The 24,016-nt window shown below is 69.6% G+C and carries 22 protein-coding genes and 1 pseudogene; 14 read left to right on the forward strand and 9 right to left on the reverse strand.

The genetic code is table 11. The features are described from left to right. The 3 genes and pseudogenes from F3J15_RS37925 to fghA form a co-directional block, all read left to right on the forward strand. Positions 1-122, forward strand: a pseudogene (locus F3J15_RS37925) (carbohydrate kinase); the annotation flags it as partial. 275 nt (positions 123-397) lie between these two features. Further along, positions 398-1,504: an S-(hydroxymethyl)glutathione dehydrogenase/class III alcohol dehydrogenase gene (locus F3J15_RS31940; RefSeq protein WP_011353045.1), complete on the forward strand. Its 1,107-nt coding sequence runs from the start codon at positions 398-400 to the stop codon at positions 1,502-1,504. A 16-nt stretch (positions 1,505-1,520) separates the two neighbouring features. Then, positions 1,521-2,369, forward strand: a complete 849-nt coding sequence (gene fghA, locus F3J15_RS31945) for an S-formylglutathione hydrolase (protein WP_166896194.1) — start codon at positions 1,521-1,523, stop codon at positions 2,367-2,369. A gap of 129 nt (positions 2,370-2,498) precedes the next feature. Here fghA and F3J15_RS31950 read toward each other — a convergent pair whose 3' ends face one another. The 4 genes from F3J15_RS31950 to F3J15_RS31965 are packed head-to-tail and all read right to left on the reverse strand — an operon-like array spanning position 2,499 to position 5,602. Beyond that, a complete protein-coding gene (locus F3J15_RS31950; protein WP_166896196.1) occupies positions 2,499-3,281 on the reverse strand; it encodes a metal ABC transporter permease in 783 nt (260 codons plus the stop codon). Continuing rightward, entirely contained in the window at positions 3,274-4,164 is an 891-nt protein-coding gene (locus F3J15_RS31955; protein WP_089446314.1) for an ABC transporter ATP-binding protein, read from the reverse strand. Before F3J15_RS31955 ends, F3J15_RS31950 begins: the two co-directional genes overlap by 8 nt. A 15-nt stretch (positions 4,165-4,179) precedes the next feature. Next, positions 4,180-5,094 (reverse strand): metal ABC transporter solute-binding protein, encoded by a 915-nt coding sequence (locus F3J15_RS31960; RefSeq protein ID WP_069248731.1) that lies wholly within the window; start codon positions 5,092-5,094, stop codon positions 4,180-4,182. 46 nt (positions 5,095-5,140) lie between these two features. Next, positions 5,141-5,602 (reverse strand): Fur family transcriptional regulator, encoded by a 462-nt coding sequence (locus F3J15_RS31965; protein WP_011353040.1) that lies wholly within the window; start codon positions 5,600-5,602, stop codon positions 5,141-5,143. Between the two features lie 327 nt (positions 5,603-5,929). On the opposite strand from F3J15_RS31965, the gene F3J15_RS31970 reads away from it, so the two are divergent. The 8 genes from F3J15_RS31970 (at position 5,930) to ugpC (ending at position 14,246) form a co-directional block, all read left to right on the forward strand. Then, positions 5,930-6,706, forward strand: coding sequence for an L-iditol 2-dehydrogenase (locus F3J15_RS31970; protein WP_166896198.1), 777 nt, complete (start codon positions 5,930-5,932; stop codon positions 6,704-6,706). 96 nt (positions 6,707-6,802) lie between these two features. Next, entirely contained in the window at positions 6,803-7,759 is a 957-nt protein-coding gene (locus F3J15_RS31975) for a sugar kinase (protein ID WP_166896200.1), read from the forward strand. Further along, on the forward strand, positions 7,747-9,105 hold the full coding sequence (locus tag F3J15_RS31980; RefSeq protein ID WP_166896202.1) for a D-tagatose-bisphosphate aldolase, class II, non-catalytic subunit: 1,359 nt from the start codon (positions 7,747-7,749) through the stop codon (positions 9,103-9,105). Before F3J15_RS31975 ends, F3J15_RS31980 begins: the two co-directional genes overlap by 13 nt. A gap of 58 nt (positions 9,106-9,163) precedes the next feature. Then, a complete protein-coding gene (locus F3J15_RS31985; protein WP_166896204.1) occupies positions 9,164-10,489 on the forward strand; it encodes a sugar ABC transporter substrate-binding protein in 1,326 nt (441 codons plus the stop codon). A gap of 100 nt (positions 10,490-10,589) precedes the next feature. Beyond that, on the forward strand, positions 10,590-11,543 hold the full coding sequence (locus F3J15_RS31990) for a sugar ABC transporter permease (protein WP_069248726.1): 954 nt from the start codon (positions 10,590-10,592) through the stop codon (positions 11,541-11,543). Beyond that, positions 11,540-12,391 (forward strand): carbohydrate ABC transporter permease, encoded by an 852-nt coding sequence (locus F3J15_RS31995; RefSeq protein WP_011353034.1) that lies wholly within the window; start codon positions 11,540-11,542, stop codon positions 12,389-12,391. The genes F3J15_RS31990 and F3J15_RS31995 overlap by 4 nt, the downstream gene beginning before the upstream one ends. Beyond that, the gene (locus F3J15_RS32000; protein WP_166896206.1) at positions 12,388-13,074 is read left to right on the forward strand and encodes an HAD family phosphatase; all 687 of its coding nucleotides are present in this window, start codon (positions 12,388-12,390) and stop codon (positions 13,072-13,074) included. Before F3J15_RS31995 ends, F3J15_RS32000 begins: the two co-directional genes overlap by 4 nt. 62 nt (positions 13,075-13,136) lie before the next feature. Continuing rightward, positions 13,137-14,246, forward strand: coding sequence for a sn-glycerol-3-phosphate ABC transporter ATP-binding protein UgpC (ugpC, locus tag F3J15_RS32005; RefSeq protein WP_166896208.1), 1,110 nt, complete (start codon positions 13,137-13,139; stop codon positions 14,244-14,246). 26 nt (positions 14,247-14,272) lie between these two features. Here the strand turns inward: ugpC and F3J15_RS32010 are convergent, their stop codons facing one another. Beyond that, a complete protein-coding gene (locus F3J15_RS32010; protein WP_166896211.1) occupies positions 14,273-15,157 on the reverse strand; it encodes a LysR family transcriptional regulator in 885 nt (294 codons plus the stop codon). Positions 15,158-15,270: 113 nt separating this feature from the next. Between F3J15_RS32010 and F3J15_RS32015 the strand changes: the two genes are divergently transcribed. Both F3J15_RS32015 and F3J15_RS32020 read left to right on the forward strand, forming a co-directional pair. Next, the gene (locus F3J15_RS32015) at positions 15,271-16,467 is read left to right on the forward strand and encodes a serine hydrolase domain-containing protein (RefSeq protein WP_166896213.1); all 1,197 of its coding nucleotides are present in this window, start codon (positions 15,271-15,273) and stop codon (positions 16,465-16,467) included. Further along, positions 16,464-17,711, forward strand: coding sequence for an MFS transporter (locus F3J15_RS32020; protein ID WP_205191091.1), 1,248 nt, complete (start codon positions 16,464-16,466; stop codon positions 17,709-17,711). The genes F3J15_RS32015 and F3J15_RS32020 overlap by 4 nt, the downstream gene beginning before the upstream one ends. Before the next feature lie 43 nt (positions 17,712-17,754). Here the strand turns inward: F3J15_RS32020 and F3J15_RS32025 are convergent, their stop codons facing one another. The 4 genes from F3J15_RS32025 to F3J15_RS32040 all read right to left on the reverse strand — a co-directional run bounded on the left by F3J15_RS32025 (position 17,755) and on the right by F3J15_RS32040 (position 22,892). Then, positions 17,755-18,768 carry a sugar-binding transcriptional regulator gene (locus tag F3J15_RS32025; protein ID WP_166896215.1) on the reverse strand — a complete coding sequence of 338 codons (1,014 nt, stop codon included), beginning with the start codon at positions 18,766-18,768 and terminating at the stop codon, positions 17,755-17,757. A gap of 65 nt (positions 18,769-18,833) precedes the next feature. Continuing rightward, complete coding sequence (xylB, locus tag F3J15_RS32030) at positions 18,834-20,315, reverse strand: xylulokinase (protein ID WP_166896217.1); 1,482 nt, start codon at positions 20,313-20,315, stop codon at positions 18,834-18,836. A gap of 83 nt (positions 20,316-20,398) precedes the next feature. Beyond that, positions 20,399-21,793 (reverse strand): D-arabinitol 4-dehydrogenase, encoded by a 1,395-nt coding sequence (dalD, locus tag F3J15_RS32035; RefSeq protein ID WP_166896219.1) that lies wholly within the window; start codon positions 21,791-21,793, stop codon positions 20,399-20,401. A 187-nt stretch (positions 21,794-21,980) separates the two neighbouring features. Beyond that, positions 21,981-22,892, reverse strand: a complete 912-nt coding sequence (locus F3J15_RS32040; protein WP_166896220.1) for a LysR family transcriptional regulator — start codon at positions 22,890-22,892, stop codon at positions 21,981-21,983. 97 nt (positions 22,893-22,989) lie between these two features. On the opposite strand from F3J15_RS32040, the gene mdlC reads away from it, so the two are divergent. Beyond that, the coding region (mdlC, locus tag F3J15_RS32045; RefSeq protein WP_166896222.1) for a benzoylformate decarboxylase at positions 22,990-24,016 on the forward strand (1,027 nt) is incomplete at its 3' end.

Genomic DNA, 24,016 nt, shown 5'->3' on the forward strand with positions numbered 1-24,016 from the left:
CGCTGGCGCCGGCCGCGTCGCCGGTTGCCGCGCCGCGCGACGATCGCGCGCTGGCCGCGCGCCACGCGCGCTTCGTCGATCTGTATGCGCGCACGGATGCATGGTTCACGACGGGCGTTTAAACTCGAACACTTGTTCTTTTGCGTCAGCGATGACGCATCGTGGCAAGCCGGCGACCGTTTCCCGCACGCGATGCGCGGCCGGACCGGCCATCATGGCGAGCACGAGATTCTTTCGCCGTGCCGTGCGCGATGCCGCACGGCACGGCTTCGACAGCTTTGCATGGAACCCGGTGCGAAGCATGAGGCCGGCGTCGGTGCTCGCGCACCCACGCCGGCCGACATGAGCGCTGACGCGCCGACCCGGGCCGACCTCACACACAGACAGGAGTCACACGATGAAGACGAAAGCAGCGATTGCATGGAAGGCGGGCGCGCCGCTGACGATCGAGGAAGTCGATCTGGAAGGGCCGCGCGCCGGCGAAGTGCTGATCGAGGTGAAGGCGACGGGCATCTGTCACACCGACTACTACACGCTGTCGGGCGCCGATCCGGAAGGGATCTTCCCGGCGATCCTCGGCCATGAAGGCGCGGGCGTCGTGGTCGACGTCGGCCCCGGCGTCGGCACCCTGCGCAAGGGCGACCACGTGATCCCGCTCTACACGCCGGAATGCCGCGAGTGCAAGTTCTGCCTGTCGCGCAAGACCAACCTGTGCCAGAAGATCCGCGCGACGCAGGGCAAGGGCCTGATGCCCGACGCGACGTCGCGCTTCTCGCTCGACGGCAAGCCGCTGTTCCACTACATGGGCACGTCCACGTTTTCGAACTACATCGTCGTGCCGGAGATCGCGGTCGCGAAGGTGCGCGAGGACGCGCCGTTCGACAAGATCTGCTACATCGGCTGCGGCGTGACGACGGGCGTCGGCGCGGTCGTGTACTCGGCGAAGGTCGAGGCGGGCGCGAACGTCGTCGTGTTCGGCCTCGGCGGCATCGGCCTGAACGTGATCCAGGGCGCGAAGATGGTCGGCGCGGACAAGATCATCGGCGTCGACATCAACCCGAAGCGCGTCGAGCTCGCGAAGAAGTTCGGGATGACGCACTTCATCAACCCGAACGAAGTCGAGAACGTGGTCGACCACATCGTGCAGCTGACCGACGGCGGTGCGGACTACTCGTTCGAATGCGTGGGCAACGTGAAGCTGATGCGCCAGGCGCTCGAGTGCACGCACAAGGGCTGGGGCCAGTCGTTCATCATCGGCGTGGCGGCAGCGGGCGAGGAAATCAGCACGCGTCCGTTCCAGCTCGTGACGGGCCGCGAATGGAAGGGCTCGGCGTTCGGCGGCGCGCGCGGCCGCACCGACGTGCCGAAGATCGTCGACTGGTACATGGAAGGCAAGATCAACATCGACGACCTGATCACGCACACGCTGCCGCTCGAGCGGATCAACGAAGGCTTCGACCTGATGAAGGCCGGCGAGTCGATCCGCTCGGTCGTGCTGTACTGACCGGGAGCGTACCGCGATGCTCGAACTCGTTTCCTCGCATGCGTGCCACGGCGGCGAGCAGCGTTTCTACCGTCACGATTCGGCGGCCATCGGCCTGCCGATGAAGTTCTCGGTGTACCTGCCGCCGCAGGCCGCGCACGGCCGCGTGCCGGCGCTGTTCTATCTCGCGGGGCTCACGTGCACCGACGAGACGTTCGCGATCAAGGCCGGCGCGCAGCAATACGCGGCGCAGCACGGCATCGCGCTCGTGATGCCCGATACGAGCCCGCGCGGCGCGGGCGTGCCGGGCGAGACCGATGCGTGGGACTTCGGCGTCGGCGCGGGCTTCTACGTCGATGCGACCGAGGCACCGTGGTCCGCGCATTACCGGATGGAGTCGTACGTGACGGGCGAGCTGCGCGAGCTGGTCACGGCCGAGCTGCCGATCGACGGCGCGCGGTTGGGGATCTTCGGCCACTCGATGGGCGGGCACGGCGCGCTGACGCTTGCGCTGCGCCATCCGGGCCTGTACCGGTCGGTGTCGGCGTTCGCGCCGATCGCCGCGCCGACGCGCTGCCCGTGGGGCGAGAAGGCGTTCTCGGGTTATCTGGGCGCCGATCGCGAAGCATGGAAGGCACACGACGCGAGCGAACTCGTCGCGCGCGCCGATGCGCCGAAGTTCGCGGACGGCATCCTCGTCGATCAGGGTCTCGCCGATCAGTTCCTCGCGAACCAGCTGAACCCCGACGTGTTCGAAGCCGCGTGCGTGAAGGCCGGCCAGCCGCTGACGCTGCGCCGCCATCCGGGCTACGACCACGGGTACTACTTCATCTCGACGTTCATCGCCGATCACATTGCGCATCACGCGCGCGTGCTCACACGATGAGCGGGAAGGGAAGCAGGTAACGCACACGGCGTGCCGCGCAATCGCGGGCGCATGAAAAAAACGCCGGCGCTGCCCTCGGGCACGCCGGCGTTTTTCATTTCCTTCGGGGGGCGATCCGCCTGGCGGCGATCAGTGGCGCCGCAACAGGCTCGCGCCGTACACGAGCGCCGACAGCGCGGTGATCCAGAAGCTCGTCGGCCAGTCGGTGTGATACGCGAGCACGATACCGAGCCACGCTTCGAACAACGCGAACAGCGCGGCGAGCAGCACGCCGGTCGACAGCCGCGTCGTCACGTTCTGCGCGGCGGCAGCCGGCCCGACCAGCAGCGTGAACACCAGCAGCACGCCGACGATCTGCGTCGCCGCGGCCACCGCGAGCGCGCACACCGCGAGGAACAGCATCGACACCGTGCGCAGCGACACGCCCTTGGCTTCGGCCAGTTCGGGCTGCAGTGACGCGAACAGCAGCGGCCGTGCGATCAGCGCAAGCGCGAGCAGGCTCACCGCGCCGATGCCGGCGAGCACTGCGAGCGTGTCGTGGTTCACCGCGAGCACGTTGCCGAACAGCAGCGCGGTGACCTGCGTCGCGAACGACGTATAGAAATGCAGGAACAGCAGGCCGAAGCCGAGCGCGCCGGACAGGATCACGCCGATCGCGACGTCGCGGCCCGCGAGCTTCTCGCCGAGCGCGCCCATCCCGATGCCGGCCGCGAGCGTGAAGCCGACCATCCCCCAGATCGGCGAGATGCCGAGCAGCACCGCGCCCGTCGCGCCGGTGAAGCCGACGTGCGACAGCGCATGGCCGGCGAAGGTCTGCCCGCGCAGCACCAGGAAGTAGCCGACGATGCCCGCGAGCACCGCGACGATCCCCGACGCCGCGAAGGCGTTGATCATGAAGTCGTATTCAAACATCGTGCGAATGCCCGGGATGAGCGTGTCCGTGGTGGTGATGGCCGTGGCCGCCGCCACCGCCGTGCGAGTGACCGTCGTCGTCCTCGTGTTCGTGGTCGTGCTTCTCGATCTCGACGTCGCCCGACATCACGAAGATCTTGCCGTTCACGCGCATCACGTCGATCGGCGAACCGTAGAGCCGCGACAGCACCGGCTTCGTGATCACCTCGTCAACGGTGCCGAGCGCCGCGACGCCGTTGCCGAGATACAGCACGCGGTCGAGCGCGTTCAGCAGCGGATTCAGTTCGTGCGCGGAGAACAGCACGGTGATGCCGAGCTCGCGCTGCACGTTGCGCACGAGTTCGACGACGCCGCGCTGGTGATTCGGGTCGAGGCTGATCAGCGGCTCGTCGAGCAGCAGCAGCTTCGGGTTGCCGAGCAGGCACTGTGCGAGCAGCAGGCGCTGCCGCTCGCCGCCGGACAGTTCCGACAGCGGCCGGCGCGCGAGCGTCTGGCCGCCGACGAGGTCGAGCACGCGATCGACGTCGCGGCGCGTCGCCGCGTTCGTGTGCGGCAGCCCCCAGCGGTGGCCGTCGGCGGCCATCGCGACGAAGTCGTAGCCGCGCATCCGGCGGTTCGCGAGGCCGCTTCTGATCTGCGGCATGTAGCCGATCGACGCGTTGCCGCGCACGACCGGCGCACCGCCGACGGACAGCGTGCCGGCCGACACGGGCACGAGGCCGAGCACCGCGCGCATCAGCGTCGTCTTGCCCGCGCCGTTCGGCCCGAGCACGCCGACGAATTCGCCGGGTTCGATCGAGAAGCTGACGTCGCGCAGGATCGTGCGTCCGCCCAGTTCGAGCGTGACGCGATCGACGGCGAGTGCGTGAGGAGTGACGGTCATTTCGTTACGGAGTGTTTATTTCTTGCCGGCGGCCAGCGCGGTCGAGAGCGCGTCGAGCTGGCCGGCCATCCATTGCTGGAAGGTCTTGCCGGCCGGCTGCGTCTCGGTGACGCTGACGGTCGGCACGCCGCCGTCGCGCGCGATCTTCAGCATGCGCTTGGTCATCGGTTCTTCGGCCTGGCTGTTGTAGATCAGCACGCGCACCTGCTTCTTGCGCAGGTCGTTCTCGAACGCGGCGACATCCTGCGCGCTCGCCTCGGTGTCGTTCATCGTCGCGAGCTGGAAGCGCTGGTTGCGCATGTCGAGGCCGATCGCGTCGGACATGTAGCCGAACACGGGCTCGGTGGCCGTGACCGGCACGCCCTTGTACTGCGCGCGCAGCGCGGCGACCTTGTCGTCGACGGACTTCAGCGACGCAACGAACTTCTGCAGGTTCGCGTCGTAGTCGGCCTTGTTCGCCGGGTCGGCGCGGCCGAGCTCGGCCGCGATCGCGCGCGCGGCCGCCGGCATCGTCGCCGGGTCGTACCACAGGTGCGGGTTGTCGCCGGCCTTCTTGCCGACCAGATCGGCGACGACGATCGTCGCGCGCTTCGCCTGCTTCGACGCGCCGAGCAGCTTGCTCATCCACGGATCGTAGTTGGCGCCGTTGTAGATCACGACCTGCGCGTGCTGGAGCGCGCGGGCGGTCTTCGGGCTCGCTTCGAACAGGTGCGGGTCCTGGTCCGGATTGCTGAGAATGCTGGTCACCGCGACGTGGCTGCCGCCGATTTGCGACGCGACGTCGCCGTAGAAATTCTCGGCGGCCACGACGTTGACGGTCGCGGCCTGCGCGAACGCGGGGGCCGCGAGCGACAGGGCGGCAACGGCGGCGGCGAGCCAGCGGACAGGCGACAGGGCACGCCGCGGCGTGCGCTTCAGGGCAATGGACATGGAACTCCTCGTTGGAAGGGGCGGCGCGGGCGCCGCGCGAAACGCGTCAGCGTTGCACGGGCTTGTGCTTGCAGTGCCCGCACAGGCCGCTCAGCTCGACGACCTGGTGGTGGACTTCGAAACCGTGCGCGGGCTCGCTCGCGGACAACTGCTTCGCGAGGTCGCCACCGGGAATCTCGACGGTGTCGCCGCACGAGTCGCAGATCAGGAACTGGCCTTCGTGCGGCACGCCGATCTCGCAGCACGCGAAGAACGCGTTCTTCGATTCGATCCGGTGGATGAAGCCGTGCTCGACGAGGAAATCCAGCGCGCGGTAGACGGTCGTGGGCGGCACGCGGCCGCGCTGCGGCTCGAGCTCGGCGAGCAGGTCGTACGCGCCGATCGGGCGCTGCGCGGCCAGCACGCGTTCGTAGACCTGGCGGCGCAGCGGCGTCCACGCGAGCCCGTGCTCGGCGGCGAATGCGTCGGCCCGGGACAGCCGGGCGTCAATGGACGAGGAGGTAGCCATGGCGTGAAGCAGGGCGATGAAACAAAGTACGGCGATGATATAACGTATCGCCGCGCCGTGCAGCGCGAAATCCCGTTCCCGTCCTTGCTCCGTCCCCTTCATTGCCGATCCGACCGCGCCGCACCGTACGCGCCGCGCCTTGCCGGGCGTGCGCGGCGGGCCGCCACGCCGCGCCGTTGTGCCGCAGCGCGTCATAGAAAGCCGTCACGTCGCCTTGACAGCGCGAATCGCGTATCCGATCATTCGATCACCAAGAGAGCAATTGATCGGTTGGCGAGCGTTCGCTCACCTCGCCGCCGTCGAAGCAGAACGAACCGGAGACAGCCAGTGAGACTGGAAGACAAGGTCGCGATCCTGACGGGCGCCGCAAGCGGCATCGGCGAGGCGGTCGCGCAACGCTATCTGGACGAGGGCGCACGCTGCGTGCTCGTCGACCTGAAGCCGGCAGGCGGCTCGCTCGCGCGGCTCATCGAGGCGAACCCCGGCCGCGCGGTGGCCATCACCGCGGACGTCACGCGCCGCGACGACATCGAGCGGATCGTTACCACGACGGTCGAGCGCTTCGGCGGCGTCGACATCCTGTTCAACAACGCGGCGCTGTTTGACATGCGGCCGATCCTCGACGAATCGTGGGACGTGTTCGACCGGCTGTTCTCGGTCAACGTGAAAGGGCTGTTCTTCCTGATGCAGGCCGTCGCGCAGCGGATGGTCGAGCAGGGCCGTGGCGGCAAGATCGTCAACATGTCGTCGCAGGCCGGGCGTCGTGGCGAGGCGCTCGTTTCGCACTACTGTGCGACCAAGGCCGCGGTGATCAGCTACACGCAGTCGGCCGCGCTCGCGCTCGCGCCGCACCGGATCAACGTGAACGGCATCGCACCGGGCGTCGTCGACACGCCGATGTGGGAGCAGGTCGATGCGCTGTTCGCGCGCTACGAGAACCGGCCGCTCGGCGAGAAGAAGCGGCTGGTGGGTGAAGCCGTGCCGCTCGGCCGCATGGGCGTGCCGGGCGACCTGACCGGCGCCGCGCTGTTCCTCGCGTCGTCCGACGCCGACTACATCACCGCCCAGACGCTGAACGTCGACGGCGGCAACTGGATGAGCTGACATGGCGCCGCTCGCATGCGCCACCTGCCGGCCGGCCTGCGATGAGGCGGCCGCCCCGCACGTCGCGGCCGCCGTCGAACGAGGAGGGCACGCCTGATGGCCGAGATCGTCGTTGCCGGCGAACTGCTCGCCGAATTCGTCGCCGCCGAGCGCGGCCAGGGTTTCGAGACGCCGGGCCTGTTCGAGGGGCCGTTCCCGAGCGGCGCACCGGCGATCTTCGCCGACCAGGCCGCGCGGCTCGGCGCACGCGTTGCGTATGCGGGCTGCGTCGGTCGCGACGCGTTCGGTGACGCGATCGTCGCGCGGCTCGAACGCGACGGCGTCGACGTCGCGCGCATCCGCCGCGTCGCGCGCCCGACCGGCACCGCGTTCGTCGCGTATCGCGACGACGGCTCGCGCAGCTTCATGTTCACGCTGTCCACCAGCGCGGCCGCGTGTGTCGACGCGTCCGATGTCGATACCGCGATGTTCGACGGCTGCCGTTACTTCCACGTGATGGGTTCGTCGCTGACGAGCGAATCGGCGATCGCGGCGGTGCAGCGCGGCGTGATCGAGGCCGCGCGCGCCGGCGCGAAGGTGTCGTTCGATCCGAACGTGCGGCCCGAAATGCTGAGTTTCCGCCCGATGCGCGCGGCGCTCGACACGATGCTCGCCGCGTGCCACCTGTTCCTGCCGAGCGAAGCCGACCTGCCGTTCTTCTGCGGGCCGCAGCCGGCCGAGCGCGCGATCGCGGGCCTGCTCGCGACGCATCCGCTGCTCGAGCGTGTCGTGCTGAAGCGCGGCGCGCAGGGCAGCGTCGCGTTCGACCGCGCGAACCGTGCTGAAGCGCCGGCGTTTCAGGTCGACGAAGTCGATCCGACCGGCGCCGGCGACTGCTTCGGCGGCACGCTGGTCGCGAGCCTCGTCGCCGGCGTGCCGATCGAGGTCGCGCTGCGCCGCGCGAACGCGGCCGGGGCGATCGCGGTCACGCGGCGCGGCCCGATGGAGGGCAACAGCAGCGCAGCCGAAATCGACCGCTTCCTGACCGAACGAGGTATCGCATGTCCGGCCTGACGACCTTCGCCGAACGTTCGCGTACCGCGCACGCGGACGCCGTGCTGCGGATGATCTTCGACGCGAACCGCGCGGATGCGCAGCGCGGCATCTATTCGATCTGCAGCGCGCACCGGCTCGTGCTGGAGGCCGCGTGCGAAGCGGCGCGCGCGGACGGCTCGCCGCTGCTGATCGAGGCGACCTGCAACCAGGTCAACCATCTCGGCGGCTATACGGGCATGACGCCTGCCGATTTCCGCCGTGACGTCGACGCGATCGCGCAGCGTTGCGGGCTTGCGCCGTCGGCGCTCGTGCTCGGCGGCGACCATCTTGGCCCGAACCCGTGGCGGCATCGCCGCGCGGCCGATGCGATGCGCGAAGCGACGGCGATGGTCGCCGCGTACGTCGAAGCCGGCTTCGAAAAGATCCACCTCGATGCAAGCATGGCGTGCGCGGACGATCCGGTGCGGCTCGACGATCGCACGATCGCTACGCGCGCGGCCGAACTGTGCCGCGCGGCGGAAGACGCGGCGGCACGTGCCGGCATCGCGCCCGTCTACGTGATCGGCACCGAGGTGCCGACGCCGGGCGGCGAAGTCAGCGGCAGCGGCGACGCCGGCGACGCAGCGATCGCGCAGATCGCGGTCACGCGCAGCGACAGCATCGCGGCGACGCTCGACGCGCACCGCCGCGCGTTTGCCGCGGCCGGGCTCGACGATGCGTGGACGCGTGTCGTCGCGATCGTCGCGCAGCCGGGTGTCGACTTCGACGATCGCCACGTGCTCGACTACGACAGCGCCAAGGCCGCGTCACTCGGCGCGAGTATCCTGCAGACACCGGGCCTCGTGTTCGAGGCGCATTCGACCGACTACCAGACCGAGGGTGCACTCGCCGCGCTCGTACGCGACCACTTCGCGGTGCTGAAAGTTGGCCCCGCGCTGACGTTCGCGTTGCGCGAGGCGCTGTTCGCGCTGACCTTCATCGAGGACGCGCTGATCGACGACGTCGCGCAGCGCTCGCGGTTGCGCGACGTCGTCGATGCCGCGATGCGCGCGCAGCCCGAGCACTGGGCCCCGTACTACCGCGGCGACGAAACCGAGCAGCGGCTCGCGCGCCAGTTCAGCTACAGCGACCGGATCCGCTACTACTGGCTGCAGCCGGCCGTCGCGGCCGCGGTCGAGCAACTGTTCGACAACCTTGCGCGGCAGCCGGTGCCGGAAACGCTCGTCGCGCAGTGGTTGCCGGACGTATACGCAGCCTGCCGCGCGGGCGGCCTGGCGAAAGAGCCGCGCGCCTGGGTGCGGCACCGGATACGCGACGTGATCGCGCACTATGCGCGCGCGTGCGGAATGCAGCGGCCGGCGTGACGGGCCGCGAAGGAAACGCAGTACCGACGACACTTCGAACAAACACAGGAGACATGCCATGCAACGAAAGATGCTCGACGCCGCCGCACGCTGCTTCGCCGGAGCCGCGCTCGCGACGGCGGCCTGCGCCGCGTCCGCCGGCACGCTGACGATCGCGACGCTGAACAATCCCGACATGATCGAGCTGAAGAAGCTGTCGCCGGCCTTCGAGAAGGCAAACCCGGACATCAAGCTGAACTGGGTGATCCTCGAGGAGAACGTGCTGCGCCAGCGCGCGACGACCGACATCACGACCGGCAGCGGCCAGTTCGACGTGATGGCGATCGGCACCTACGAGACGCCGCAGTGGGGCAAGCGCGGCTGGCTCGCGCCGATGACGGGCCTGCCCGCCGACTACGACCTGAACGACATCGTGAAGACCGCGCGCGACAGCCTGTCGTACAACGGCCAGCTGTACGCGCTGCCGTTCTACGTCGAAAGCTCGATGACGTTCTACCGCAAGGACCTGTTCGCGACGAAGGGGCTGAAGATGCCCGACCAGCCGACCTACGATCAGATCGCCGAATTCGCGGACAAGCTCACCGACAAGGCGAAGGGCACCTACGGGATCTGCCTGCGCGGCAAGGCCGGGTGGGGCGAGAACATGGCGTACGTGTCGACGGTCGTGAACACGTACGGCGGCCGCTGGTTCGACGAGAACTGGAATGCGCAGCTCACGTCGCCCGAGTGGAAGAAGGCGATCAATTTCTACGTGAACCTGCTGAAGAAGAACGGCCCGCCGGGAGCGAGCTCGAACGGCTTCAACGAGAACCTGACCCTCACCGCATCGGGCAAGTGCGCGATGTGGATCGATGCGACGGTCGCGGCCGGCATGCTCTATAACAAACAGCAGTCGCAGGTGGCCGACAAGATCGGCTTCGCGGCCGCGCCGGTCGCCGCCACGCCGAAGGGTTCGCACTGGCTGTGGGCGTGGGCGCTGGCCGTGCCGAAGACGTCGAAGCAGCAGGACGCCGCACGCAAGTTCATCGCGTGGGCGACGTCGAAGCAGTACATCGAGATGGTCGGCAAGGACGAAGGCTGGGCGTCGGTGCCGCCGGGCACGCGCACGTCGACCTATCAGCGCCCCGAGTACAAGGCCGCCGCGCCGTTCTCGGACTTCGTGCTGAAGGCGATCGAGACGGCCGATCCGAACGATCCGTCGCTGAAGAAGGTGCCGTACACGGGCGTGCAGTACGTCGGGATTCCTGAATTCCAGTCGTTCGGCACGGTGGTCGGCCAGTCGATCGCGGGTGCGGTGGCCGGCCAGATGTCGGTCGACCAGGCGCTTGCCGCCGGGCAGGCCGCCGCCGACCGCGCGGTGCGGCAGGCCGGCTACAAGAAGTAACGCGGCCCGTACCGTGCGCGGTGGCGCACGGTGCGTGTCGTCGAAGCTGACAGGCGGGCACGCCGTTCGCGCCCGCGCATCAACCGGAGGGACTCCGATCATGCGTCACCTGCGTCTTCCCCTGAGCCACGCTCACGCGCCGTCGGTCGGCGACGCGTCGTCACCGCCCGGCGCGCCGCGCCGCGCGCGCGGCGGCGCGAGCTGGCTCGTCTCGCCGTCCGTCGCGGTGCTGCTGCTGTGGATGTCGATTCCGCTCGCGATGACGATCTGGTATTCGTTCTCGCGCTACAACCTGCTGAACCCGGACGTGAAGGGCTTCGCCGGGTTCGACAACTACCGCTTCCTCGCGACCGATCCGTCGTTCCTGCCCGCGATCTGGCACACGCTCGTGCTGATCGGCGCGGTGCTCGCGATCACGGTGATCGGCGGCGTGCTGATGTCCGTGCTGTTCGACCGCAAGTTCTACGGGCAGGGTGTCGCACGCCTGCTCGCGATCGCGCCGTTCTTCGTGATGCCGACGGTGTCCGCGCTGATCTGGAAGAACATGATCCTGCATCCGGTGTACGGGCTCGTCGCGAACGCGATGCGCGCGCTCGGGATGACGCCGATCGACTGGTTCGCCGATTACCCGCTCACCGCCGTGATCATCATCGTCGCGTGGCAGTGGCTGCCGTTCGCGTTCCTGATCCTGTTCACCGCGATCCAGTCGCTCGACCAGGAGCAGAAGGAAGCGGCGCGCATCGACGGCGCGGGCCCGATCGCGATGTTCTTCTACATCACGCTGCCGCACCTGAAGCGCGCGATCGCGGTGGTCGTGATGATGGAGACGATCTTCCTGCTGTCGATCTTCGCGGAGATCTACACGACGACCGGCGGCGGCCCCGGCGACGCGACGACCAACCTGTCGTACCTGATCTACGCGCTCGGCCTGCAGCAGTTCGACGTCGGCCTCGCGTCCGCGGGCGGCATCATCGCCGTCGTGGTCGCGAACGTCGTGTCGTTCTTCCTCGTGCGGATGCTCGCGCGCAACCTGAAGGGAGAGTACGAGAAATGAGCGACCTGACCTTCGAAGGCCGGCGCGTGCCGGCCGTGTTCGACCTCGTGCGGCGCGCGCTGCCCGGCACGCTCGCGTGGCTGATCGCGCTCCTGCTGTTCTTCCCGATCTTCTGGATGGCGATCACCGCGTTCAAGACCGAGCAGCAGGCGTATGCGTCGACGCTGTTCTTCATCCCGACGCTCGACAGCTTCCGCGAGGTGTTCGCGCGCAGCAACTACTTCGCGTTCGCATGGAACTCGGTGCTGATCTCGGCGGGCGTCACGGTGATCTCGCTGCTGTTCGCGGTGCCGGCCGCGTACGCGATGGCGTTCTTCCCGAACCACCGCACGCAGAAGGTGCTGCTGTGGATGCTGTCGACCAAGATGATGCCGTCGGTCGGCGTGCTGGTGCCGATCTACCTGCTGTGGAAGAACGCGGGGCTGCTCGATACCGTGTCGGGCCTCGTGATCGTCTACACGCTGATCAACCTGCCGATCGCGGTGTGGATGACCTTCACGTACTTCAACGAGATCCCGAAGGACATCCTCGAAGCGGGGCGCATCGACGGCGCGTCGACGTGGCAGGAGATCGTCTACCTGCTGATGCCGATGGCGCTGCCGGGGCTCGCGTCCACTGCGCTGCTGCTCGTGATCCTGTCGTGGAACGAGGCGTTCTGGAGCATCAACCTGTCGAGCTCGAACGCGGCGCCGCTGACCGTGTTCATCGCGTCGTACTCGAGCCCCGAGGGGCTGTTCTGGGCGAAGCTGTCCGCCGCTTCGCTGCTCGCGGTCGCGCCGATCCTGATCGTCGGCTGGCTGTCGCAGAAGCAGCTCGTGCGCGGGCTCACGTTCGGAGCCGTCAAATGACCGCGACGAACGTCCTGATCTGCGACTGCGACGGCGTGCTGATCGACAGCGAGGCGGTGGCGGCCGACGTGCTCGTGCGCGAACTCGATGCCCGCTGGCCGGGCGTCGATGCGCGGCCGGCCGTGATGCCGTTGCTCGGGCTGCGCATCGAGCGCGTGCTGGCCGGCGCGAGCGACGCGCTCGGCCGCGCGCTGTCGAACGACGACGTCGTCGAGATCCGCGCCGCGGTCGAGGCGGCGGCCGTCAATGCGCCGATGGTCGACGGCATCGATGCGGCGCTGGCCGCGATTGAGCTGACGACGGCCTGCGCGAGCAACAGCTACCGCGCGTACGTCGAGGCTGCGCTGAGCCGCACGGGACTCGCGCGCTTCTTCGGCGACCGGCTGTTCTGCGCGGACGCCGTCGCACAGCCGAAGCCGGCGCCCGACGTGTATCTCGCGGCGGCGCGCACGCTCGGCGTCGCGCCGGCCCAGTGCCTCGTGGTCGAGGACAGCGTGACCGGCATCACCGCGGCCGCCGCGGCCGGCATGACCGTGCTCGGCTTCGTCGGCGGCGGGCATGCGTCGGCCGCGCAGATCGACGCGCTGCGCAGCATCGGCGCGCGTCACGTCTTCGACGACATGCACGAGCTGCCCGGCTACGTCGCGCGCTGGCAGGCGACCGGCGCGGTGCTGCCGAACTAGCCACCACGAATGATTGCGCGCCGCGTTCGACGCGGCGCATCACGAACGAACGGAGACAGATCATGGCAAGCGTGCTCCTGCGCAACATCGCAAAGCGCTACGACGACACCGAAGTGCTGCGCAACGTGAACCTCGACATCGCCGACGGCGAATTCGTCGTGTTCGTCGGCCCGAGCGGCTGCGGCAAATCCACGCTGATGCGGATGATCGCCGGCCTCGAGGATATTTCGAGCGGCGACCTGGTGATCGACGGCGCGAAGGTCAACGACGTGCCGAGCGCGAAGCGCGGCATCGCGATGGTGTTCCAGTCGTATGCGCTGTACCCGCACATGACGCTGTACGACAACATGGCGTTCGGCCTGAAGCTCGCGGGCGCGAAGAAGCCGGAGATCGACCAGGCCGTGAAGCAGGCCGCGAAGATCCTGCACATCGACCACCTGCTCGACCGCAAGCCGAAGCAGCTGTCGGGCGGCCAGCGGCAGCGCGTCGCGATCGGCCGCGCGATCACGCGCAAGCCGAAGGTGTTCCTGTTCGACGAGCCGCTGTCGAACCTCGACGCGGCGTTGCGCGTGAAGATGCGGCTGGAGTTCGCGCGGCTGCACGACGAGCTGAAGACGACGATGATCTACGTGACGCACGACCAGGTCGAGGCGATGACGCTTGCCGACAAGATCGTCGTGCTGTCGGGCGGCGCGGTGCAGCAGGTCGGCACACCGAACGAGCTGTACCACGCGCCGGCGAACCAGTTCGTCGCGGGCTTCATCGGTTCGCCGAAGATGAACTTCCTGAAGGGCACCGTCGAATCGGTCGACGCGGGCGGTGTGCTCGTGCGTTTCGACAGCGGCGAGACACAGCGCGTCGCGGTCGAAGCGGCGGGGCTGCAGCGTGGTGCGGCGGTGACGGTCGGCGTGCGGCCCGAGCATCTGCTGGTCGATGCGGCGGCGGCGGGCGTCGCCGCGCGGACGATGGCCGTCGAGTCGCTCGGTGACGCCGCGTATCTGTATGCGGAGTCAGCTGTCGCGCCGGACGGGCTGATCGCGCGGATTCCGCCGCTCGACACGTACCGCACCGGCGACGCGCTGCGCGTGCATGCGCAGGCCGAGCACTGCCATCTGTTCGACGAAAACGGGCAGGCGTTCCGGCGGCTGAGCGTGCACGCGAAGGCGGCGTGACGCGTCGGCACGTGCGCCTGCGGTGCTCAGAGGCGCAGGTGCTCGGCCACGTAGTCGACGAACGCGCGCAGCTTCGGCGTCGGATGGCGGCCTGACGGCCACAGTACGTAGAACGGCGTGCGGCTCTCGACGTGTTCGTCGAGCACCGTGCGCAGCGTGCCGTCGGCCAGCGCGCCGTGTACGAAAAACTCGGGCAGGCATGCGATGCCGAGCCCGCGCAGCGCGAAGCACAGCCGTGTTTCCGCGTTGTTGCTGACCATCGAGACCGGCACCTCCGGCGGCGTGCCGGCGCGCGACGCGCGCAACGGCCAGACCTCGAGCCGGCCGCTGCTGGGGAAGCGGTAGTGCAGGCAGCGGTGCCGCGCGAGATCGGCCGGCGTGCGCGGCGTGCCGTGCCGCTCGAGGTAGTCGGGCGACGCGACGAGGTGCTGGCGGAAATGGCCGAGCCGCCGCGACGACAGCCGCGAATCCGACGGCTGGCCGGTGCGCAGCACCGCGTCGAACCCTTCGTCAACCACGTCGACGAGCCGGTCGCTGAAATCGATGTCGAGCTCGATCTCCGGATACGCGGCCATGAAATCGGCGAGCACCGGCAGCAGCAGCGTGCCGATCGTCGGCAGGCTCACGCGCAGCCGCCCGCGCGGCGCTTCGGCGCTGTGCGTCAGTTCCTGCTCGGCCGCGTCGATCTCCGCGATCACGCGCCGGCACCGTTCGAGAAAGCGCGCGCCTTCGGCCGTCAGCGTGATGCTGCGCGTGCTGCGGTGAAACAGTCGCACGTTCAGGCGCGCTTCCAGGCGTGCGATGCGCTTGCCGATCGCCGACGCCGACAGCCCGAGCGCGCGGCCGGCCGCAACGAAGCTGCGCGTTTCCGCGACCTGAACGAATACGACGAAACCGCCCAGATTTTCCATGCAGGTTCCCGATTGCGGACATCGATGTCCGGAGTGTCCGGAACTCTACCCCGGTTTTTCTTCCCGCGCTGCCTCCCTACGATGGGCGTTCCTTCATCGTTCGAGGTCACGCCATGTCATCCCTGCCTGTCACCGCCCACCGCTCAGAACCGGACGCCGCGCTGCGGGACCGGCTCGACGCCGTGCTCGATCGCGCGCTGGCCGACGCGCGCATGGTCGGCGCGGTCGTGCTGGTCGCCCGCGACGGGGAATTGCGTTATGCACGCGCGGCCGGGCTGGCCGATCGCGAAGCCGGCACGCCGATGCGCGAGGACACGGTGTTCCGGCTCGCGTCGGTGTCGAAGCCGATCGTGACGGCCGCCGCGATGCGGCTGGTCGCGTCAGGCCGCATCGGGCTCGACGAGCCGGTCGCGCGCTGGCTCCCCGCGTTCACGCCGACGCTCGCGGACGGCACGCCCGCGAACATCACGTTGCGCCATCTGCTGTCGCATACGGCCGGCCTCGGCTATCGCTTCTTCGAAGCGGACGGCGACGGCCCGTATGCGCGTGCAGGCGTATCCGACGGGATGGATCGCGCGAGCCTGTCGCTCGCCGAGAACGTGCGGCGCATCGCCGGCGTGCCGCTGCAGTTCGCGCCCGGCACGTCGTGGGGCTACTCGCTCGCGACCGACGTGGTGGGCGCGCTGATCGAGGCGGTCGACGGCCGCCCGCTCGCGCAGGCCGTGGCCGCGCTCGTCGCGACACCGCTCGGGATGGCCGATACCGGATTCGTCGCGCATGACGCCGCGCGCGTCGCGACGCCTTACGTGAGCACGCCGGGCGCGCCGCGCCGGATGGCCGACGACGATCTCGTGCCGGTGTTCGACGGCACGATCGGCATCCGCTTCGCGCCGGCGCGCGCGTTCGATGCCACCGCGTGGCCGTCGGGCGGCGCGGGCATGGTCGGCACCGCGCACGATTGCCTGACGCTGCTCGATACGCTGCGCACGGGCCTCGACGGCTGGCTCGCACCGCGCTGGATCGACGAGATGGCGCGGGTGCAGCCGGGCGCGCACGACTTGCCGGATGCGCCGGGATTCGGTTTCGGGCTCGGCTTTTCGGTGCTGCGCGATCCGGCGGCCGCGCAGTCGCCGGAGTCGGTCGGCACCTGGCGCTGGGGCGGCGCGTACGGGCATGCGTGGTTCGTCGACCGTGCGGCCGGGCTGACGGTCGTCGCGCTGACCAATACGTTATACGAAGGGATGCACGGGCGCATCGTCACCGACGTGCGCGATGCGGTGTATGGCGTCGACGACCGGAGCGCGGCATGAGCGAATGCGTATCCGCTTCCCCGTCCGTTTCCGCGTCCGCCGCCGACCGGGCTGCCGATTCTGCAGCCGGCTCGTCTGCACCGGGCCGCGTGCGCCTGCCCGTCGCGAACCTGCTCGCGCTTGCCACTGCCGGCTTCATCACGGTGCTCACCGAAGCGCTGCCGGCCGGCCTGCTGCCACTGATGAGCGTCGACCTGCACGTGACCGAGGCGCTGATCGGCCAACTGGTGACCGTCTATGCGTTCGGCTCGATCGTCGCGGCGATTCCGCTCGTCGCCGCGACGCGCGCGATGCGCCGGCGCGGCCTGTTGCTCGCGGCGCTCGCCGGGTTCGTCGTGTCGAATGCGGTGACGGCCGCGTCGCCGTACTACGCGCTCACGCTGGCCGCGCGCTTCGTCGCCGGGATGTCGGCCGGGCTGCTGTGGGCGCTGCTGGCGGGCTACGCGAGCCGGCTGGTCGACCCGTCGCTGCGCGGCCGGGCGATCGCGGTCGCGATGCTCGGCATACCGGCAGCGATGTCGATCGGCATTCCGGCCGGCACCGCGCTCGGCGCGCTGTTCGGCTGGCGCGTCGCGTTCGCGGGGATCACGGTCGCGGCGCTGGCGCTGATCGGCTGGATTCGCGTACGCGTGCCCGACTACCCGGGCCAGCAGGCCGGCGCGCGCGAGCCGGTGCTCGGCGTGATGACGCTGCCCGGCGTGCGGCCGGTGCTGACCGTGATGTTCGCGTACGTGCTGGCGCACAACATGCTGTACACGTACGTCGCGCCGTTTCTCGCGGGCGTGCGGATGGGCGCGCAGGTCGATGCGGTGCTGCTCGTGTTCGGTCTCGCGTCGCTGGTCGGCATCGCGCTGACGGGCGCGTGGATCGGCGCCGCGCAGCGACGCCTGACGCTCGCCAGCATCGCGCTGTTCGCGATCGCGGCGGCGATGCTCGGCGCCGGTTCCGGCATGGCGATCGTCTACGCGGGCGTCGCGTTGTGGGGGCTCGCGTTCGGCGGTGCGCCGACGCTGTTCCAGACGGCCGCCGCGAATGCGGCGGGGGAGGCAGCCGACGTCGCGCAGTCGATGCTCGTGACGGTGTGGAATCTCGCGATCGCGGGCGGCGGCATTGCAGGCGGGATGCTGCTCGGCGCAACGGGCGCCGGTGCGATTCCGTGGGTGCTCGTCGCGCTGCTGGCGGCTGCGTGGGTCGGTGCGTGGCGTGCGCGCCGGCATGCGTTTCCGGCGCCGCACGCGGCTTGAGCGTTCGACTGCCGCGCGTGGTGCGCCGTGCGCGGCTTCGGCGTCAGGCCGCTTTCGCGGCGAGCGCGGCGCGCGCGCACGCTTCGTCGGTGACGAGCCCCGACAGCCAGCCGCCGCGCAGCGCGGCAATCACCGCGTCGTGTTTCTTCGGGCCGCCGGCGAACGCGATCGTCGGCAGCTTCGGCGGCGTGGCGAGCGCGACGCTCGTCACGCGTGCGCTCGTCGACACGGTGATCTGCGTGCCCTGCGCATCGATCGGCACGCCGAGCAGCTCGGCCACCGCGCCGAGCGCGGTCATCTCGTCGCGCTCCTGTTCGGTGATGAAGCCGTCTTCGTAGAGCGGGCAGTGCGGGCCGATGTTGCCGATCCCGACGAACGCAACGTCGGCCTTGCCCGACAGCGCCTCGACGATCCGGTACAGCCGGTGATTGCACCACTGCGCGCGCTCGACGTCGCTGTCGGCGAACAGCGGCGCGGGCAGCAGGAAGTGCTTGCTGCCGGTTTTCTCGGAGATGTACTGCGCGACGTCGTAGCGGTTAGACGAACCGTCGGCCGCGATCGCGCCGACCATCGACACGAGCCGGTGCTGCGGGCGGTCGATCTGCGCGATCTGCGCGACCGCGGCCTTCAGCGTCCGGCCGCTGCTGACCGCGATCACCATCGGCCGCGTTTCGTTCAGGTAGCGCTCCATCACCTGCGCGCCGGCGACCGCGAGCTTGCGGTCGATCGCGTCGGGCGCATCGGCATCGACGGGCACGACTTCGCACATCGCGAGGCCGTAGCGCTTCGACAACTGCGCACCGAGATCGAGACAGTCGGCGAGCTGGTGATCGACGCGCACGCGGATCAGGTTCTTCTCGACCGCGAACGCGACGAGGCGCTGGGCGACCGGGCGCGACACCTGCAGCTTTTCCGCGATTTCGTTCTGCGTGTCGCCCGCGACGTAGTAGAGCCACGCGGCACGCGTGGCGAGATCGAGTTTTTCTGAGGACTTGGACACGATAGCGATTCGGTTCGGATCTGGGGGCCGCCCCGCGGGCCGGCCGGCGGGCCGCATGACGGCATCCACTGTACCGCATGTCGCGCACGCGGCCGATGGCCGCCACGCGTGACGTGCGGCGCTTATGCGAGCCGCGTGCGCGACGGTTCGTACAGCGGCTGCACGTGACGGTACAGCGCGCGGAACGCATCGAGGCGTTCGCGCAGCAGCGCATGGCGTGCCGCATCCGGCGCGTATTCGGCACGCACCGGCGGCTTGGCCAGCACCGCATGCGGATCGCCGCCGACGGCCAGCCAGCCGAGCCGCGCCGCGCCGAGCGCCGCGCCGGTTTCGCCGCCGCCGTGCTGGCGCGTACGCACGTTCAGCGCATCGGCGATCAGCTGCGCCCAGAACGCGCTGCGCGCGCCGCCGCCGATCAGCGACAGCTGGTCGGTTTCGACACCGGCTGCGTGCAGCGCGTCGAGGCCGTCGGCGAGGCCGAGCGTCACGCCTTCGAGCACCGCAAAGCCGAGGTGCGCGCGTTCGGTCGCATGCGTCATCCCGAAGAACACGCCCTGCGCGTATGGGTCGTTGTGCGGGGTGCGCTCGCCGGACAGGTAGGGCAGGAACAGCGGGGCCGTCGCGAGCGCGTCGGCGTCGAGCGTTTCGACTTCGGCGAGCAGCGCGGGCTCGTCGGTGCCGGTCAGCTTGCAGACCCAGCGCAGGCAGCTCGCGGCCGACAGCACGACGCTCATCAATTGCCAGCGATCGGGAATCGCATGGCAGAACGCATGCACGGCCGATGCGGGGTTCGGCATGAAGCGATCGCCGACCACGCTCAGCACGCCGGACGTGCCGAGCGATACGAAGCCGTCGCCCGCGTGGATCGCGCCGATGCCGAGTGCGCTCGTCGCGTTGTCGCCGCCGCCGCCGGCCACCACGACGGCTTCCGACAGCCCGAGTTCGCGTGCGATGTCCGCGCGCAGCGTGCCGGACGGCGCGTTGCCTTCGACGATGCGGGGCATCTGGTCACGCGTCATCCCGCACGCGGCGAGCAGCGCGTCGGACCAGTCGCGGCGCGCGACGTCGAGCCACAGCGTGCCGGCCGCATCCGACGGATCGGACACCTTCGCGCCGGTCAGCCGGAACCGCAGGTAATCCTTCGGCATCAGCACGCAGGCGGTCGCCGCGAACACGTCGGGTTCGTGCTTCGCGACCCACAGCAGTTTCGGCGCGGTGAAGCCCGGCATCGCGAGGTTGCCGGCCAGTGCGTGGAGATCGGGCGCGCGTTCGGTGAGCAGCGCGCATTCGTCGGCGCTGCGCATGTCGTTCCACAGGATCGCGGGGCGCAGCACGCGGTCGTCGCGGCCGAGCAGCACGGCGCCATGCATCTGGCCCGACAGGCCGATGCCGCGCACGGCCGCGAACGCGTCGCGGTGCCGTTCGTGCAACGCCGCGAGCGCGGCGAGCGTGCCTTGCCACCAGTCGTCCGGATGCTGTTCGGCCCAGCGCGGATGCGGCCGCGACACGGTGAACGGCGAGCCGGCGGTGCCGACGACCGTGCCGTCCGGGGCGAGCAGCAGCACCTTCACTTCCGAGGTGCCGAGGTCGATGCCGAGATACATGAGCGATCCGTTCCGTCAGTGGAGAGTCGCTACTTTAGCCGTGCGGCCGCGCCCGTGCCAAGGCAGGTTCGCCCGGATGCCGGTCAGCGTGCCGCGAGCCATGCGTCGACACGCCGGAGTCCGCCGCGCATGGCCTCGAACAGCGCGGCGTTGCCGGCGAGCGAGCCCCACAGCTGCCGGTTCGCGCACAGCGCGACAACCGGGTCGTCGGCCAGGACGATCGCCCGCGCGGCGCTTTCGTCCATCACGCCGTCCTGGTACGCGTACGGCAACGCGCCGCGCGCCCAGCGTTCGAGAAAGCGCAGGAACAGCGCGGGCAGCACGGCGGTGGCGACGGGCGCCGCGCCGCGTGCGAACGATTCGACGAGCGTCGGCGCGATGAAGCCGGGAATCTTCGAGAAGCCATCGGCCGCGACGCGCTGGTTGGTGTCGAGCACGTACGCGTTGCCGAAGCGTTCGAGCACGACGTCGCGGTAGCGCGCGAGGTCGAGCGGGCTCGGCGTGAGGCACGGAATCACGTCCTGCGTCACGTAGTCGTGCGCGAAGCGGCGGATCGCCGCGTCGTGCGTGCCTTCGTGGATATACGTATGGCCCGCGAGCGTGCCGGCCCACGCGATGCAGCTGTGCGTCGCGTTGAGGATGCGGATCTTCGCTTCCTCGTACGGGTGCACGTCGTCGACGATTTCGGCGCCGGCCAGCTCCCAGCGCGGACGGCCGGCCGCGAAGCGGTCCTCGATCACCCACTGGATAAACGATTCGCCCATCACCGGGCATGCGTCGTCGAAGCCGGTGGCGGCCAGCACGCGTTCGCGCACGTCGGCGGTCGGGCGCGGCGTGATGCGATCGACCATTGCGCTGGGTGTCGCGACGTTCGCATCGAACCATGCTAGCAGGTCGGGCAGCCCGCGCCGTTCGAGGAATTCACGCATCCCCGCGCGAAAGCGCGCGCCGTTGTTGCGCAGGTTGTCGCAGCTCTGCAGCGTGAGCGGGCCCGCGTTGCGCTTCACGCGTTCGGCGAGCAGCGCGGCAAGCGCGCCGTACAGCGTCGTGCGCGCGCCCTGCAGGTCGGCCGCGAGATCGGCGTTCGCGAGGTCGAGCCGGTTGTGTTCGTCGAGGTAGTAGCCGCCTTCGGTAACGGTGAACGACACGATCCGGCAGGCCGGGTCGGCGCCGGCGTCGATCAGCGCGGCGAGGTCGATCGACCACGGCAGTACGCGCGTGATCGCGCGAATCGTCTCGTACGCGCGCTCGCCTTGCGGCGTGACGGTTTCGAGCGTGTAGGCGCCGTGCTGCGCGGCGAGCGCGTCCATCGTCGCGTGCATGTCGTCGCGGATGTTGCCGACGGTCAGCGACCAGCGCTCGTCGGCCGGGACGGCCGCGTTCACGCGATGCAGATACCACGCCTGGTGCGCGCGGTGAAACGAACCCGCGCCGATGTGCAGCAGCACGGGCGTGCGGGCGGAGGACGATGCGCTCATCTGGTGTCTCCTGTTCGTGCCTGACAGTCCTGTCGAATACGATCATTTGCTCTTTGTGTGAGCGAATGATCGTATTCGGGCGAGCGAAAGTCAAGGCGGGGAAACGGCATTTCGATGGTGCGCTGCGGTGGCGTGCGGGCAGCAGGGTGGGGAGGCCGCGAACGGGCGGCCGGTGCGGAAAGCGCCGTCAGCGACCTTCGCGCGTCAACGCGACGAGTTCGTCGAGCAGCTTGCCGGCCGGCCCCGGCAGGATCCCGTGGCGGCGCCGGAATGCGGTGAGCGTGCGCACCGCGACGACCTCGCGCACCGGCAGCGTGTCGATCGTGCCGGCGCGCCGCTCGGCGCCGTACATCGGCTCGGCCATCCAGCTCAGGAAGCCGGCATGCGCGACGAGGCTTTTCAGCGTCGTCACCGAGCGCGTCTCGACCGCGATGTCGGGCAGTGCCAGCCCGTGTGCGTCGAAGGTCGCGCGCATGTGGTCGAACGGCGCGGTGCCGCGCGGCGGAATCGCCCAGCGCGCGTGCAGCGTATCGGCGAGCGTCGGCGCGCGGCCGAGGCCGCGCAGCGGATGGTGCGGCGCCGCAACGATGTGGCTGCGATCTTCCCAGCGGCACTCGGGAATCGCGACGATCTCGTCGGTGTCGGGCCCGTGCGCGGACAGCGCGAGATCGATCTCGTGCTTGTTCAGCCCTTCCGCGAGCCGGTCCCACACGCCTTCGATGATCTCGACGCGCAGGTTCGGCCAGCGGTCGAGCACGCGGCCCACCGCAACCGGCAGCACGAGGCTCGCGATGCTGCCCACCGTGCCGACCTTGATCGTGCCTTTCGCGAGCCCGCGCATCGCGTCGAGCTCCTCGCGCGCGTGCTCGGCCTCGTGCTGCAGCAGCGTTGCGTGCGGCAGCAGCGCCTCGCCGAACGCGGTGAGCTGCACGCCCTTCGAATGGCGCTCGAACAACGGCGCGCCGACCTGGTCCTCGAGCCGCTTCAGGATCCGGCTCAGCGCCGGCTGCGTCACGTGCAGCGCGTCGGCGGCGCGGCCGAGGCTGCCGCACGCGACGATCGTCGTGAAGGCGCGCAATTGTCGGAGATCGAAAGTCATGTCGGACCGGTATGGCTTTTCGCAAAAAATACAGTATCCGAGAATGGCTTGCGCTTCGATACTGTGGAAACTGCCAAGCCATCGAGGAGCGCCGAACATGTCCGGCCATCTGCCCCCTTCCGCTGCACCGATCACCGTTCGCGATGCGGTGATCGACCTGCTTCGCCAGTTCGGCATCGACCGCGTGTTCGGCAATCCCGGCTCGACCGAGCTGCCGATGTTCCGCGACTTCCCGGACGATTTCCGCTACGTGCTCGGCCTGCATGAAGCCGTCGTGGTCGGGATGGCCGACGGCCACGCGCAGGCCACCGGCAATGCGGCGGTCGTCAACCTGCATTCGGCGGCGGGCGTCGGCAACGCGATGGGCAATCTCTTCACCGCCTTCAAGAACCGCACGCCGCTGATCGTCACCGCGGGCCAGCAGGCGCGCGCGATCCTGCCGTTCGACCCGTTCCTCGGCGCGACGCAGGCCGCCGAGCTGCCGAAGCCGTACGTGAAATGGAGCATCGAGCCTGCGCGCGCGCAGGACGTGCCGGCCGCGATCGCGCGTGCGTACCGCATCGCGATGCAGGAACCGCGCGGCCCCGTGTTCGTGTCGATTCCGGTCGACGACTGGGACCAGCCGGCCGAGCGGCTGCCGCGCCGCGACGTCAGCAGCGTCGTGCGGCCCGACCCGGACGCACTCGCGCGGCTTGGCGACACGCTCGACGCCGCGCGGCGTCCTGCGTTCGTGGTCGGGGCGGCCGTCGATCGCGCCGGTGCGTGGGACGACGTCGTGCGGCTCGCCGAGCGGCATCGTGCGCGCGTGTACGTCGCACCGATGTCGGGGCGCTGCAGTTTCCCCGAGGACCATCCGCTGTTCGCCGGCTTCCTGCCCGCGATCCGCGAGAAGATCGTCGCGCGGCTCGACGGGCACGACCTCGTGTTCGCGTTCGGCGCGCCCGCGTTCACCTATCACATCGAGGGCTTCGGCCCGCACGTGCCGCCGGGCGCGACGCTCGTGCAGCTCGTCGATGATCCGGGCATCGCCGCGTGGACGCCGTCGGGCGATGCGGTCGTCGGCAACCTGCGGCTCGCCGCGCGCGACCTGCTCGCGCGCCCGGCACCGCCCGAGCGGCCGATGC

This window comes from Burkholderia sp. Ap-955, assembly GCF_011753045.1.
GTDB lineage: Bacteria > Pseudomonadota > Gammaproteobacteria > Burkholderiales > Burkholderiaceae > Burkholderia > Burkholderia lata_D.

Bases quoted from the DNA above. Each gene is read 5' to 3' on its own strand.
- fghA (WP_166896194.1), top strand. From the start codon at position 1,521: ATGCTCGAACTCGTTTCCTCGCATGCGTGCCACGGCGGCGAGCAGCGT.
- F3J15_RS31990 (WP_069248726.1), top strand. From the start codon at position 10,590: ATGCGTCACCTGCGTCTTCCCCTGAGCCACGCTCACGCGCCGTCGGTC.
- F3J15_RS31960 (WP_069248731.1), bottom strand. From the start codon at position 5,094: ATGTCCATTGCCCTGAAGCGCACGCCGCGGCGTGCCCTGTCGCCTGTC.
- F3J15_RS31980 (WP_166896202.1), top strand. From the start codon at position 7,747: ATGTCCGGCCTGACGACCTTCGCCGAACGTTCGCGTACCGCGCACGCG.
- xylB (WP_166896217.1), bottom strand. From the start codon at position 20,315: ATGTATCTCGGCATCGACCTCGGCACCTCGGAAGTGAAGGTGCTGCTG.
- F3J15_RS31975 (WP_166896200.1), top strand. From the start codon at position 6,803: ATGGCCGAGATCGTCGTTGCCGGCGAACTGCTCGCCGAATTCGTCGCC.
- F3J15_RS32020 (WP_205191091.1), top strand. From the start codon at position 16,464: ATGAGCGAATGCGTATCCGCTTCCCCGTCCGTTTCCGCGTCCGCCGCC.
- F3J15_RS31985 (WP_166896204.1), top strand. From the start codon at position 9,164: ATGCAACGAAAGATGCTCGACGCCGCCGCACGCTGCTTCGCCGGAGCC.
- F3J15_RS32015 (WP_166896213.1), top strand. From the start codon at position 15,271: ATGTCATCCCTGCCTGTCACCGCCCACCGCTCAGAACCGGACGCCGCG.
- F3J15_RS31995 (WP_011353034.1), top strand. From the start codon at position 11,540: ATGAGCGACCTGACCTTCGAAGGCCGGCGCGTGCCGGCCGTGTTCGAC.
- F3J15_RS31950 (WP_166896196.1), bottom strand. From the start codon at position 3,281: ATGTTTGAATACGACTTCATGATCAACGCCTTCGCGGCGTCGGGGATC.
- F3J15_RS31955 (WP_089446314.1), bottom strand. From the start codon at position 4,164: ATGACCGTCACTCCTCACGCACTCGCCGTCGATCGCGTCACGCTCGAA.
- dalD (WP_166896219.1), bottom strand. From the start codon at position 21,793: ATGAGCGCATCGTCCTCCGCCCGCACGCCCGTGCTGCTGCACATCGGC.
- F3J15_RS31940 (WP_011353045.1), top strand. From the start codon at position 398: ATGAAGACGAAAGCAGCGATTGCATGGAAGGCGGGCGCGCCGCTGACG.
- F3J15_RS32000 (WP_166896206.1), top strand. From the start codon at position 12,388: ATGACCGCGACGAACGTCCTGATCTGCGACTGCGACGGCGTGCTGATC.
- F3J15_RS32025 (WP_166896215.1), bottom strand. From the start codon at position 18,768: ATGCGGCCCGCCGGCCGGCCCGCGGGGCGGCCCCCAGATCCGAACCGA.
- F3J15_RS32040 (WP_166896220.1), bottom strand. From the start codon at position 22,892: ATGACTTTCGATCTCCGACAATTGCGCGCCTTCACGACGATCGTCGCG.
- F3J15_RS31965 (WP_011353040.1), bottom strand. From the start codon at position 5,602: ATGGCTACCTCCTCGTCCATTGACGCCCGGCTGTCCCGGGCCGACGCA.
- ugpC (WP_166896208.1), top strand. From the start codon at position 13,137: ATGGCAAGCGTGCTCCTGCGCAACATCGCAAAGCGCTACGACGACACC.
- F3J15_RS32010 (WP_166896211.1), bottom strand. From the start codon at position 15,157: ATGGAAAATCTGGGCGGTTTCGTCGTATTCGTTCAGGTCGCGGAAACG.